At 64.2% G+C, this 12,898-nt stretch carries 12 protein-coding genes and 1 pseudogene; 6 read left to right on the top strand and 7 right to left on the bottom strand.

What is annotated here, in order from left to right; all coding sequences use genetic code 11:
- Positions 1 to 23: 23 nt before the first annotated feature.
- From ABH924_RS14945 to ABH924_RS14935, 3 genes are read right to left on the bottom strand one after another with little or no spacing between them, the layout of a single operon-like run.
- Entirely contained in the window at positions 24 to 929 is a 906-nt protein-coding gene (locus ABH924_RS14945) for a carbohydrate ABC transporter permease (RefSeq protein WP_404499967.1), read from the bottom strand.
- On the bottom strand, positions 926 to 1,879 hold the full coding sequence (locus ABH924_RS14940) for a carbohydrate ABC transporter permease (protein WP_404499965.1): 954 nt from the start codon (positions 1,877 to 1,879) through the stop codon (positions 926 to 928). The genes ABH924_RS14945 and ABH924_RS14940 overlap by 4 nt, the downstream gene beginning before the upstream one ends.
- Positions 1,880 to 1,912: 33 nt before the next feature.
- A complete protein-coding gene (locus ABH924_RS14935) occupies positions 1,913 to 3,202 on the bottom strand; it encodes an extracellular solute-binding protein (protein WP_404499963.1) in 1,290 nt (429 codons plus the stop codon).
- Positions 3,203 to 3,365: 163 nt separating this feature from the next.
- Between ABH924_RS14935 and ABH924_RS14930 the strand changes: the two genes are divergently transcribed.
- The gene (locus ABH924_RS14930) at positions 3,366 to 4,652 is read left to right on the top strand and encodes a glycosyl hydrolase (RefSeq protein ID WP_404499961.1); all 1,287 of its coding nucleotides are present in this window, start codon (positions 3,366 to 3,368) and stop codon (positions 4,650 to 4,652) included.
- Positions 4,653 to 4,656: 4 nt separating this feature from the next.
- On the opposite strand, the gene ABH924_RS14925 is transcribed toward ABH924_RS14930, so the two are convergent.
- Positions 4,657 to 5,679: a LacI family DNA-binding transcriptional regulator gene (locus ABH924_RS14925; RefSeq protein ID WP_404499959.1), complete on the bottom strand. Its 1,023-nt coding sequence runs from the start codon at positions 5,677 to 5,679 to the stop codon at positions 4,657 to 4,659.
- A gap of 150 nt (positions 5,680 to 5,829) precedes the next feature.
- Here ABH924_RS14925 and ABH924_RS14920 point away from each other — a divergent pair, with 150 nt between their 5' ends.
- Together ABH924_RS14920 and ABH924_RS14915 are read left to right on the top strand one after the other, a co-directional pair.
- Positions 5,830 to 7,515: a hypothetical protein gene (locus ABH924_RS14920; protein ID WP_404499957.1), complete on the top strand. Its 1,686-nt coding sequence runs from the start codon at positions 5,830 to 5,832 to the stop codon at positions 7,513 to 7,515.
- 16 nt (positions 7,516 to 7,531) lie between these two features.
- Complete coding sequence (locus ABH924_RS14915; protein WP_234753966.1) at positions 7,532 to 7,918, top strand: hypothetical protein; 387 nt, start codon at positions 7,532 to 7,534, stop codon at positions 7,916 to 7,918.
- A 49-nt stretch (positions 7,919 to 7,967) separates the two neighbouring features.
- Here the strand turns inward: ABH924_RS14915 and ABH924_RS14910 are convergent, their stop codons facing one another.
- On the bottom strand, positions 7,968 to 8,306 hold the full coding sequence (locus ABH924_RS14910) for a hypothetical protein (RefSeq protein ID WP_404499954.1): 339 nt from the start codon (positions 8,304 to 8,306) through the stop codon (positions 7,968 to 7,970).
- 118 nt (positions 8,307 to 8,424) lie between these two features.
- Between ABH924_RS14910 and ABH924_RS14905 the strand changes: the two genes are divergently transcribed.
- Positions 8,425 to 9,201 carry an SDR family NAD(P)-dependent oxidoreductase gene (locus ABH924_RS14905; RefSeq protein WP_404499952.1) on the top strand — a complete coding sequence of 259 codons (777 nt, stop codon included), beginning with the start codon at positions 8,425 to 8,427 and terminating at the stop codon, positions 9,199 to 9,201.
- Position 9,202: 1 nt separating this feature from the next.
- Here the strand turns inward: ABH924_RS14905 and ABH924_RS14900 are convergent, their stop codons facing one another.
- Positions 9,203 to 10,261 carry an FUSC family protein gene (locus tag ABH924_RS14900; protein WP_404499950.1) on the bottom strand — a complete coding sequence of 353 codons (1,059 nt, stop codon included), beginning with the start codon at positions 10,259 to 10,261 and terminating at the stop codon, positions 9,203 to 9,205.
- A 196-nt stretch (positions 10,262 to 10,457) separates the two neighbouring features.
- Positions 10,458 to 11,318 carry a sugar phosphate isomerase/epimerase family protein gene (locus tag ABH924_RS14895; RefSeq protein ID WP_404499948.1) on the bottom strand — a complete coding sequence of 287 codons (861 nt, stop codon included), beginning with the start codon at positions 11,316 to 11,318 and terminating at the stop codon, positions 10,458 to 10,460.
- Between the two features lie 238 nt (positions 11,319 to 11,556).
- On the opposite strand from ABH924_RS14895, the gene ABH924_RS14890 reads away from it, so the two are divergent.
- Both ABH924_RS14890 and ABH924_RS14885 read left to right on the top strand, forming a co-directional pair.
- Positions 11,557 to 12,552: a substrate-binding domain-containing protein gene (locus tag ABH924_RS14890; protein WP_404499946.1), complete on the top strand. Its 996-nt coding sequence runs from the start codon at positions 11,557 to 11,559 to the stop codon at positions 12,550 to 12,552.
- Between the two features lie 70 nt (positions 12,553 to 12,622).
- A pseudogene (locus ABH924_RS14885) lies at positions 12,623 to 12,898 on the top strand (ABC transporter permease); the annotation flags it as partial.

Here is a 12,898-nt window from a genome sequence, read left to right as displayed (position 1 = left end):
AGAAGGCTAGATCATCGGGTCGGTCATCCCTTGACGCTTCCCTCTTCGACGCCCTTGAAGAACCACTTCTGCAAGACCGCGAAGAGCAGGAGGATCGGTACGAGCGCGATCATCGTTCCCGCTGCGATCACGCGTGGGTTCGCCGCGAAATTGGAGCTGAGATATTGCATTCCGACGGTCAGCGTGTAGTTCGCAGGATCTGAGAGCACAACGAGGGGCCAGAGGAAGTCGTCCCACGCGCCGATGAACGCGAAGAGCGCGACGACGGAGACCATGCCCCGCACGTTCGGCCAGACGATGTGGCGCAGGCGCTGCATCGTGTTCGCGCCGTCGATGGTTGCCGCATCCAGCGTGTCCGACGGGATCATGCGGCAGGCGGCCGTCATCAGCAGCACGTTGATCGCCGCGACGGCCCCGGGGAGGAACACGCCCCAGAGCGTGTTCGCGAGCCCCAACGACTTGACCGTGAGGTACTGGCTGGTCAGGGTGACCTCGCCCGGGACCAGCAGCGTGGAGAAGAAGATCGCCAACACGACCCACTTGAAGCGGAACTTCATCGTGCCCAGCGCGTAACCTCCGAGTGTCGCGAACACGACATTGGTGATCACCGTGCCGATGCCGACGAGCAGGGAGTGCCAGGCGTAGTCGACCACCGGAATCGTGCGGAACACCTCGGCGTAATTGTCGAGGGTCGGCGCCGCCGGGATCAGCGACGGCGGGAAGTCGTAGATGTTCTCCGACGCCCCTTTGAGCGAGGTCGACATCTGCCACAGGAAGGGGAACACCATGAGCGCCAGCACTCCGAGAAGCAGCGCGTACTTGCCGATCAGGCCGCCGAGCGAGGGTTTCATGATGTCCGCCGAACCGCGCGTGCGGTAGGGATTCTCCCGCGGTGGCTTCACCGTTCTACTCGTCTGGGTCGCAGTCATCGCCGGGCCTCCTGTACTGTCGCTCCGCGTTTAGTCTTCGCGGCTTTGGCCCCGCGCCTGCTCGCCAACGCTTCGCGGATGGTGTCACTGTTGTTCACGATCCCGACGATCAGCAGCGGAACGAGGGTCAGCAGGAACAGCACCAGCGAGATCGCGGACGCGTAGCCGATCTGGCCGTTCAGTCCTTTGCCCATCGACTGGATGAGCATCACCATACTCATCGCCCGTCCGCCGGGTCCCCCCGAACCATTGGAGAGCACGTAGAGCTCGGTGAAGACGCGCGTCGCCCCCACGCACACCAGCACCGACACGAGCATCATGGGTCCGCGTACTCCAGGGACGGTCACCGACCAGAACCGGCGCAAGCGGCCGGCGCCGTCCATCGCCGCCGCTTCGTGCAGCTCACGGCCGACGTTCCCGAGGGCCGCCAGGTAGACGACCATGTAATAGCCGAGCCCCTTCCACACCGTCAACCCGATGGCACATCCGATCAGCAACCAGCGGTCGGAGAGGAACTCGACCGGACGGTCGATGAGGCCGAAAAAGCTCAGTGCGGAGTTGATCGTGCCGCTGCCGGAGAAGAGAAATTCCCAGACGATCGCCACGACCACGGCGGAGGCGATGACCGGAAAGTAGAAGGTCGTTCGGAAGAACCCGATCGCCGGCACCTTGTTGTGCACGAGCAGTGCGAGCAACAGCGGGAGGAACGTCAGCAGCGGCACGCACACGACGACATAGATCAGCGAGGTTGTCAGCGCGTAGCCGAAGCGGTCGTCCTCGAGTAGCTTCTCGAAGTTCGCGAAGCCGACGAACTCCGCCGGGCGAAGGGGGCGGGCATTCGTGAACGCGAGTACGACTGTGTTCAGGAATGGCCAGAGCGCGAACACTGCCATCCAGATCACGCCGGGTAGGACCAGTAGATACGGTGTGTGCCAGCGCTGTCGTCTCACGGCGACCGCCCCCTTCATCCCGTCGTCGCCGGCTCAGCTGGCGACGTTCTGCTTCGCGTACTCGACGGCCTTGTCCAGCGACTCCTGGGCAGAGATTTCCCCCTTGACCGCGAGGGCGATCTGCTGTTTGGCGTAGGTCTCCATCGCCTCGGTGAACTTCGGGGCTCCCATCATCCGGGCCTTGTTCATTTGCGAAGCGGCCAGGTCGGTGGCGACGCCCTGCATCTTGTTCTTCGCCGTCTCGGTGAACGCGGAGGGGTCTTCATTGGCGGCCCTTGTTCCGGGGAAGAATCCGGGGGCGAGCTTGACGAAAGCGATCTGGTTCTTGGTGTTGGTGAGGAACTCTGCGAAGGCAAGCGCCGTGGCGGAGTTCTTCGACTTCGCCGAGACGCTGATGCCCTGCACGAACAGCGGCGGGTTGCCGAAGCCATTGGTCGCCTCGACGCTGCGCAGGATCGACGGGGCGTTCACTGAGACATCCTTGTCGATGTAGTTCGGACCCGAGGTTGTCCAGGCCACGGTGCCCTTGTTGAAGTTGTTGACGTTGGCATTCGCGGTTCCGGCGTTCTGCAGCGCCTCGGGCGTGATCGCCCCCAGCTTGTAGAGTTCGGCGTAGCGCTGGATGATCGCCGCGGCTTCGGGGGTGTTGAAGACGAACTTGCCGTCCTTGTAGATATCGAGCTTCCCGCCCCGGTCGGACACCATGATTTGCAGCGACTTGGGGCCGGGCACATCCGAGATCGTCTGCACGCCGCCCGCCGCGAGCGTAGCCGCGGCGTCCAAGGTCGCGGCGTGTGTCTTGGGCGGCTCGGTCACTCCGCCCTTGGCGAGCAGGTCCTTGTTCCAGTAGTTCAGTTCGGTGCCCAGGTACCAAGGGAAGCCGAACGAACCGTCGATGCCGTCGAACTTGTAGGCGCCGACGCCGCCGTCGACGTAGTCGCCGAGGATCTTCGACTCCTTTTTCAGGTCGACGAGCTGCCCGGCCGAAGCGAGCGAGTATGCGTACTCCGGCGGAAGGTTGACCACGTCCGGGAGTTCACCGGACCCGGCCTGCTGCAGGATCTTGTCCTCATAGCCATCAGCGGGCTGGTCAATCCACTTGACCGTGACGCCCGGGTGCTCCTTCTCGAACGCCTTGACGACGCCCTCGAAGTAAGGGGTGAATTTGTCGTTCTTCAGCGACCAGGTCTGGAAAGAAATGTTTCCGCTGATCTTTCCGTCGCTGGCGGAATCGCCAGGCGAGGAGGTGCCGCCGGTACAAGCGGTGAGGGCGAGTGCTGTAGCCACCGCGATGCCTGCGGCGGCAGTCGTTCCGATCTTCATGGACAGTCTCCTTCGAAGGGTCCAGGCTGCTACGTCTCGGGATGGGTCGCAGTCGCAACCTATTACTAAAACGGTATAGTGGCGATAGCTTGCCACACCGAGCGCCGAACCGTCCAGTGCCGGACGACACCGGCCAGGCACTGATTTCCCGGAAAGGACCGCGATGACCCGCCCCGTGGCCCCGCTGCGCTTCGGCGCCAACTACACCCCGTCGTCCGAGTGGATGCACGCGTGGATGTCGCTGGATCTCGACGAGGTGCGCAGGGATTTCGCCTCGCTAGCAGCGATCGGCCTCGACCATGTGCGGATCTTCCCGCTGTGGACGTTGCTCCAGCCCAACCGCACGCTGATCCGCGATAAGGCCGTGGACGACGTCCGCGCCGTAGTTGACGCGGCGGCGGAATTCGGACTGGATGTCAGCGTGGACGTCATCCAAGGGCACCTATCGAGCTTCGACTTCATCCCTTCCTGGCTGTCCACTTGGCACGACAAGAACATGTTCACGCACCCCGATGCACTGAGCGGACAGGCTGAGCTGGTCACCCGCCTCGGCGAGCGGCTCGGGGACGCCACCAATTTCCTCGGTTTTACCCTCGGCAATGAGACCAACCAGTTCTCGGCCCCGACCCACCCATCCCCCTGGCCGGTCACCGAGGCTGAGGCCGCGAACTGGATCACGACGCTCCTCGATGCCGCCCATACCTCCGCCACTGCGCAGCAGCATGTGCACAGTGAGTACGACGCCGCTTGGTACATGGACGGGCACGGCTTCACGCCCGCCCTCGCCTCCCGGCTCGGCGACATGACCACCGTGCACTCGTGGATCTTCAACGGCACGGCGGAGCGTTATGGCGGTCGCTCGGTGGCCTCCGACCGCCATGCCGAGTACATGATCGAACTCGCCCGCGGGTTCGCCACCGACCCCGGCCGTGCGATCTGGCTCCAGGAGGTAGGCGCCCCATCGAACTGCCTGGCTCCTGCGCAGACCCCGGGCTTCCTGGAGGCGACGCTGCGCTCCGTCGCGCGCACCGAGAACCTCTGGGGCGTCACCTGGTGGTGCTCGCACGACGTAAGCCGCAGCCTCGCGGATTTCCCCGAGCTGGAGTACACCCTCGGCCTCGTCGACCAGGACGGCGCGGTGAAGCCGATCGGACGCCGCTTCGCAGAACTCATCCCGGAGCTTCGCGAGCGGCAGCCCGTCCCCGCCCGCACCCTCGGCATCGTCGTCGAGGTCGACGAGAACGAGACGCCGATCAGCCGCGGCGCGATGAGCCCGGGCGGCGCGATATTCCAGGCCTGGGTCGACGCCTGCACGGCAGGCGCCGACCCGGCCATCGTCACTTCGATCGATGCGGCGAAGCCCGCGGTCCTCGCCGCGCGCGGCATCACCGAGCTCATCCGCCCCGCGGTCAGCCGGACCGCTTACGCCTCTCGGAATACCGTCGTCTGAGACCTCAACGCGGGACGGCGGTACTCTCGCGGACGGTGAGCTGCGGCATGGCGCCGATGCGGTCCGCAAGTACGTCGGGGGCATCGATCTGCTCAAGCAGGAACGCCGCTGCCGCCGCCCCGAGCCCGAACGTATCGCGGGTGATGCAGGTGATCGACGGGTGCACGAGCCCCGCGACGACCGAGTCGTCGAAGGAGGCGACGGAGAGATCCTTCGGCACGGACACCCCCATCTCCTGCGCGACGCGAAGGCCGGCGATCGCCATCACGTCGTTGTCGAAAACCACGGCCGTTGGCCGCTCCAGTCGACTCAAGAGCCGGCGCATGGCCGTGGATGCCGCGGCTGGCGAGAAGTCGGTGGCGATCATCTCTCCGCTCACCCCGCGTTCACCGAGACCGGCGAGCACCTCGGTGCGCAGGCGCGTGTGTTGGAACTCTGCAGGGCCGGCGACGTACGCGATCGAGCGATGACCAAGGGCGCCGAGATAGTCGAAAAGGGAGTGCGCCACCTGGCTATCGTCGAGCCAGATTGTCGCCGGGTGCCCCTCGTCGGACGCATGGCTGCCGAGCACCACCGCGGGGAGGGCGAGATCACGTAGCACGGGGAAACGCGGGTCCTCGTCACGAGGATCGATGACGATGACTCCATCGACCTGGTTGGCGCTGTGCCAGCGGCGGTAGGTCGCCACTTCCTCCTCGATCGAGGAGACGAGCACCATCTGCATTGCGATGCGGTTCTCCGCGAGGGCTGACTGGACGCCGGCGATGAGGTCGGTGAAGAACGCCTCCGCACCGAGGGTGCCTGCCGAGCGGTTGACGGCGAAGCCGATGACCCCGGCGCCCGCGCCGCCGAGCGCCCGCGCCGCCGAGCTCGGAAGCCACTGGTGCTCCTCGGCGATGGTGAGGATGCGCTTTCGTGTCTGCTCACTGACGCCCGGCCGCCCGTTCAGCGCGAACGACACCGCCCCCGGCGACACCCCGGCCAGCCGGGCGATGTCCGTGATGGTCACGCGCTTCGTTTTGTTCATGCTTCAACTGTAGCGATACAGGGTGATCTCAAAACTTATTCTGTGCATGACAGTCTTCACCTGCTACCGTTTTACTAAATCGCTATAGTTGCACACCGCCGGGCATCTTCACGCTGATTTTCGAAGATGCCTCTCAAACAAGAGAGAGCAATGAGACGAACAACAGCATTCGGCGCAGGGGTACTACTCGCTGGACTCGCCGCCTTCGGTCCGCAGCCGGCGGTCGCCGATGACGCCGCCAAGGCATCCATAGGCAATACCGCGCACTGCGAGGCGGAGCCCCTCACAATGGCGTACTACCGGACCTGGCGCGACGTCACCGTGCCGCATAACGCCAACTCGAATTTGCCCCACCCGAACGTCACACGCATGAGCGACCTCCCACCGGAGATCGATGTGGCGATGGTCTTCGACGCCGGCGCCACGGCCAACACCGACTATTGGCGCACTCTGCGCGACACCTACGTGCCTGCATTGCACGCGCAGGGCACGAAGGTGGTCTACACCCTGTGGCTCGAGCGCCTCGCCGACGCTGACATCCCGCTGACCGAGGACGCGTACCGCGCCTACGCGCAGGAGCTCGTCGACACCTTCGTCACCCCCTACGGCCTCGACGGGATTGATATCGACGTCGAGTCCTATCCGCAGGGCGACAAACTCACCCGCGCGATCGGCGTGTTCAACGCCCTCGGCAAACTGATCGGCCCGAAGTCCGGCACCGACAAGATCTTCATCTACGACACCAACCAGGATGGCAACACCCCGCTGTTCAAGGCCGTGCACGAGAACGTCTCCTTTGTGCTCCTGCAGGCCTACGGCCGGGGCACGTGGGGGATGCAGCGGACCTGGAACACGTTCGCGGATAAGATCGCCTCCTGCCAGTTCCTGCCCGGCTTCTCTTTCCCGGAGGAGCAGGATCGGATGCGCTGGGGTGACGCCGAAGGCATCTACGATCCCGCCACAGCACCGCAGAGCAAGGCGTACCAATACGCGACCTGGCAGCCCGAGGGTGGCTCCTCGAAGGGCGGGTTCTTCGCATACGCTGTGGACCGCGACGGAAAGGTCTGGGGCGATAACACCATCACGCCCACCGCGTTCTCTTGGATGAAGAACCTGTCCGCCGTGCAGGACAAGGCCGCCGGCGTCGTGCCCAAGGGCACCTGGTCGCTGGCGGTAGCGTCCACTCCGGCGCACGGGAGCGAACTGAGTCCGGGTGACACGGTCGTCTGGACGGTGTCGGCGACCGCCGGATCCGTCGACGTGGCCGGCGCGGCCGTGGCTGTGGACCTCAGGGACCTCGTTGACGACGCGACAATCGAAGGCCTCACGGCGTCGACCGGTACGACCGAGCAGCATGGCGGGGCCGTCGGGTGGAGGACGGATCTGCCCGCCGGCAAGAGCGCGACCCTGACGGTTTCGGCGCGCATCAGCGGTTCCGGTCCTGGAGCCGACGCCGTGTTGGCCGCTGCCGAGGGGCCTGTTCGGGGCCGGGTCTCGGTGGCGGTCGCCGGCTTTGCGCCGCAAGCCGATTTGGCCGCGTGCGACGGCTGCACGGGCATTTCCCTCAAGGTGGCGGGTCCGACGCCAACAGTCACGCCCACCCCGACGCCGACAGCGACCGGGATAGCGACGCCGACCGGGAGCGCCACACCGACGCCGACGGTCACGCCCAGCGTGACGGCGACCGGGGCCGGGATCACTACGGGCGCGGGGCCAGGTTCTCCCCTCGCCTTCACCGGCGGGCTTGATCCGTTCCGCTGGCTGGGCGTCGGCGCATTGCTCGCCGCGATCGGCGGGGGGATGGTTGTCTGGCACCGCAGGGCTCGCCGCGGCTGACACGGAGGGAGTCTTCATGACCTGCCCGCTGCTCTGCGCCGGCGTTCGTCTGGTTCACTACGCAGACAAGGCCAGCGCAGCTCCGCACGACACCTTGGCCTACTCCGCCTGGATCATTAACGATTCAGGCGAAGAGCTCACTGATGTCGCTCTCGTCTTGCGATCGTTCACCAACGCGGGCATGGAGGATCTGAAGTACGCGAGCGGTCCGTCCATCTTGACCTTCGGCCCGGTGCCGCCCGGAGGGGAAACTGAGCTGGTCTTCACGTATGTCGTCACCGAAAACGACCAGCGGCATGCAGGGGAGCTCATCAGCGCCATGGCCGTTCAGGCCGTGACAGCCTCGGGGGCGAGACTTTGGGATGAGCACGACGCGATCACGCCCATTTCCTTGCCCTCATAGCCCGCCCACTGTCCGGGGGAGTCACTCGCCTTCATCGCGGGGCAGGTGCCTACTTTAGCGCTTTCCTTTTCTGCCATTGCCAGGCGTGCCAGAACAGCAGCGTCGCCAGGATCAGAGCGGCGGCCTGGAGAAGCTGTGGGGTCATGTTCATCAGGACGTACGCGAACGGCATCGTATTTCCCAGAATGGGGGTATACGGGGCCATTGCCTCATTGATGATCACCATGATGGCTATGACGAGCCCCAGCTCCAGCCCCCACAGCCCGATGATGAACGGATTCACCGCAGCCCTGCGCTGAGCCACCTCAACCGCGCCTAAGTGATGCTCCAGCGAATTACCGTGCTCGTCGATTTCGCGGAATTCGATCCTGCCCTGAGCCTCATCCATTGTCTGTTCCCCCGGTTTGGCGCGCCGCGGCCCCTCCAAAGACTCGAAAGGCGCACTTTTGAGGCACTCTACCGCGTGCGCCAGGAACACACGAGAGTCAACGGGCTAGTCTGGGCGCATGACAACTCGTGCCAACGAACTCACCGCCTTGGTCACCGGGGCTACTGCCGGACTCGGTGCTCAATTCGCCCGCCAGCTGGCCGAATCCGGCCACCACCTCGTCCTCGTGGCCCGCGATGAAAGCCGGCTGCGGGCAAGCGCTGAGGTGCTTGAACGGGACTTCAGTATCTCGGTGGAGGTCCTGCCCGCAGACTTGACCTCCGACGTCGGGGTTGCGGCTGTCGCGGCCAGGCTGCGGGACGCTTCGCGGCCGGTGGACGTGCTGGTCAACAATGCCGGGATCGGTTTGCTGGACTCTTTCGAGAAGAACGATCTGGAAGACGAAAAGCGGCATTTGCGGCTGCATGTCCAGACGCCCATGGAGCTGTGCCACGCGGCCTTGGAGGTCATGTTGGCGCGCAAGTCGGGCCGGATCATCAACGTCGCCAGCGTTGCGGCATTCGCGAACCGGGGCAGCTATTCGGCAGCCAAGGCATGGCAAGTCAGCTTCAGTCGTTGGGCGAACACTGCCTATGCCGGCAGCGGAGTGAAAGTCACCGCGGTGTGCCCGGGCTTCACCCACACGGAATTCCACGATCGCATGGGCATGGACAAGTCGGTGGCTCCGCGCTTTTTGTGGCTGAAGGCCGAGCGCGTTGTCCGGGAAGGGCTGGAAGACAACGCCAAGGGCAAAGGGGTATCCATCCCGACGAAACGCTACAAAGCGATCACCGCCGCCATGCGCTTCCTGCCGGCGAAGCTTACGTCAGGTCCGCCCCGGAGGCCTCTGAAATAGATCAGCGCAGCGAAGTAAGCCGGGGCGCCTGGATCAGCACCGCCACCGCAATCCCGATCACGGCTCCTACGAACGTCTCCACCCCGCGTTCCAGGACGAGCACGCCAGGGTCCGCGGGCGCCGCCAACTGGGTCATGAGCAGGATGACCGGGGTGAAGAACACCATGGCCCAGCCGTAATGCCGAGCCATGAACAGCTCAGTGGGGAACTGGAAGCCGATCACCAGCAGGACCAGGATGACGGTGGTTTGCCCGGGGAAGTAGTGCAGCGGGGACAGCGGGCTTGGAAAGAGCACGACGGCGACTATCCCCAATCCGAGGAACGTCCCCACGATGCGGTGGATGCCACGGTGCAGGCGGCTGGGCATATCGGCACCGGCCAGCGGAACGGCGGCGGCGGCCATGGCCCAGTGCGGATGTCCGCTGCCCGTGAGTACTCCGCAAGCACCTGCCGCGCCGACGGCGAGCACATACCGGGCCGCGTGAAGGCCGGCTGCTTGGCGCAACCGCGCCGAGGACGCCGGAATGTCCCGGATGGCGCCACGTTTCCACACCCGGTACCGAAGCCACCCCGCAAAACCCACCACCATCGAGAACGCTGCCGATGCCGCGCAGATCAGGACCGCAGCAATGAAGGGGATGGTCGCGGGAACGGAAGCGCAGGCCCCCAAGGCCAGGATTCCGAAGAACGGGCCGTTGGGCTTGAGGCGTACCTTGTCTGAGAACAGCGAACCCACACCCGCCAGGAGCGCCTCGACTACTACCAATCCCCATGAATGGATGTGGGAGACGGACAAGAACGTGCCCACCGAGACACCGGCCAGGAGCACTGCTGCGGCCTGGGCCTGGTGCTTGAGCCGAAGTTGGTGCGATTCGGCACGGCCGTACATGCCGGTCAGGGCGCCGAACACGGCGTAGATGATGAGGTCCGCCCGGCCAACCGCGAGAAGCACAAGCGCCGGCACGGCGACGCTCAGTGCGACGCGGACGGCAGCCAGGTGATCGTTGCTTGCCGGTGGAACGGTATTAAGCGCACGGAAATGGGCCAAGATTGATCGCAACGGGACACCACCAATCACTTCAGCCGATCATTGGGAAGCTATCAGCACCCCAAGATCCGCGCCATTAGCTGGGTCACAACGTTTCCTTGTGCGTCGCCACCCAACTAGCTCCCCACCCAACTAGCTCGCATTTGTTGTCGTTATGAGGCCGCATAACGACAACAAATGCGAGTCAGTTGGGTTGGCGGGAGGCGCGTCAGGCCGGGAAGCATTGCAACGCCGTCGAGCGGGCGGATTCCAGCGCTTCGCGAACGGGACGTTTGCGGTGTTGTTCGGAGAGGATTTCCACGCCCCACGGCCCGTTGAATCCGATGGCCTGGAGCGTTTTGATGAAGCCGGTGACGTCTTGGTCTCCTTCTCCACAAAGGCGGCGATTGTCCCGGGTGTCCTCGAAGAGCGTCCCCTTTATTTCCGCGTCCGCGTCATTGAGTTCCACCCCGAAAATCTGTTCGGCGGTGAGGCTTCGGGATAGCTCCTCCAAGCTCGTTCCGGCCCGGAAGACATGCCAGTAGTCAACCACCAGGCCGCATTCGGGCATGTCAACTGATCGCATGAGCTCGGCGGCCGCCGGCATAGAGCCGACCATCGAAAACGGCATGGGCTCGAGGGCAATGCGCGTCCCTCTTTTTGAGGCTTCCTTCGTCAGGTGCCGCAGCGGCTCCACCAGGAAATCGAGATCATCCAAAGGCTCGCCGCACGCCGTTCCTACCTTGATGAATCGCGCCCCGAGTGTTTCGGCCGCATCAAGGAGCAGTTCGAGCTGCGGCTTCCATTCGTGGGAGCGGGACTCGTCCCACCAGTTACTGAGCAGCTCGACCTCGACGTGGCGGAAGCCTGCTTGGTCGATGAGTTTCCGGAGTCCGGAGAAACCGATGGTGTCCTTCGCCGCGACGAGATCGTCGTGCGCCAGTCCGAACCCCGCCCATCCGGTAGAAGCGATGGCTTCCAAGCGCTCGCCGATAGGGACAGGACTGATCTCCGGGGAATTCAACGGCGCGATATTTCCTGCGCTCGTCCAGCAGGTCGCGATTAGTTCGGGGGTGCTTGAGTACGTCATCGTTCTCCTCGCGACGGTGCGCGGCTAGTTAAGGCAGGTGGGTGGGAACACCCGTCGACTATTCAATTGGAACGCTCCATTGACAATCGGTCAAGCCTTGATTTAGCGTTGGAGCGTTCCACAAAGCGATGTGGATCACATCCGTTCACAGCTAGATGGTTCCGTCCTCCCACCATGTCTTTGAAGGCACAGCAACGGGGTCGACGGTCGAAGTACGCGACATCAAAGGAGATCTCACGTGGCAAAGTTCAATTGGCGGCGGGGCGCAGTAGCCCTTGCCGTAGTACCGCTTCTCGCCCTGGCAGCATGCTCAAGCGGGGGCGGGAAGCCGGCCGACACCGCCAACGCCGCGGGTGGTGGGCAGGCGGCAAGCACTCCGCGGATCAAGGTTGCGCTCATCACCCACGCCGAGGCTGGCGATACGTTCTGGGACATCGTGCGCAAGGGTGCGGAGGCCGCGGCAGCGAAAGACAATGTCGAGGTTCTTTACACGAGTGATGCCGATGCGGGGCGCCAGTCCCAGCTGGTGCAGCAGGCCATCGACCAGAAGGTCGATGGCATCGCGGTCACGATCGCCAACCCGGGCGCCATGAAGGATGTGCTGAAGAAGGCCACCGACGCGGGCGTCCCGGTGGTGAGCTTCAACGCTGGTGGGGACGTCTCCGCGCAGATGGGGGCGTTCACCCACTTCGGTTCCAATGAGACCCTGGCTGGCGAAGCGGTCGGCGCCAAGCTGGCGGACCAAGGCTACAAGCACCCCATCTGCGTGATCCAGTCACAGGGACAGGTGCAACTCGAACAGCGGTGCGCGGGTGTGAAGACGAAGGTGCCCGGCACTGAGATCCTTTATGTCAACGGGGCCGATATGACGGCGGTACAGTCCACTGCGACGGCGAAGCTCCAGGCCAGCAAGGATGCTGACGTGATCATCGGGCTCGGCGCCCCCATCACCTTGACCGTTATCAAAGCCGTGGCAGATGCCAACAGCCCGATCAAGGTGGCCAGCTTCGACCTGAACCCTGCGCTGGCGCAGGCGATCAACGATGGCAAGGTCCTGTTCACTGTGGACCAGCAGCCGTGGCTCCAGGGCTACATGTCCATCGACGCGATCTGGCAGAACAAGCTTGGTGGTTTCAAGATCGGTGGCGGGCAGCCTGTCCTCACGGGCCCGACGATCGTCGACAAGTCCAATATTTCCGATGTTCTGAAGTTCGTTCAGCAGGGCATCCGCTAATCCGATGACCTCTCAGCTCGCGCGGCAAGATTTCCTTGCCGCGCGAGCTGATGGAGAAGAAAGGTATTTCATGGCATTAGTTATTGCCCCGGCACCCAAAACTGCCGCGGATGAGCGGGTCGCGAAGCGGAGCCCGTTGAGCCAGTTGATGGCCCGTCCTGAAGTCGGCGCCCTGGTGGGGGCCGTTGTCCTCTTCATCTTCTTCGCTTCGGTGTCCGGGACGTTCACCCAGCCGAATGCTTTGGCGACGATCCTGTATGGTTCCTCGACGATCGGGATCATGGCGGTAGGGGTGTCCCTGCTGATGATCGGCGGCGAGTTCGACCTCTCCACCGGTGTCGCCGTG

It is taken from the genome of Arthrobacter sp. GAS37 (assembly GCF_044908325.1).
Lineage (GTDB): Bacteria > Actinomycetota > Actinomycetes > Actinomycetales > Micrococcaceae > Arthrobacter > Arthrobacter ramosus.
This window is presented reverse-complemented; position numbering and strand designations above follow the sequence as displayed.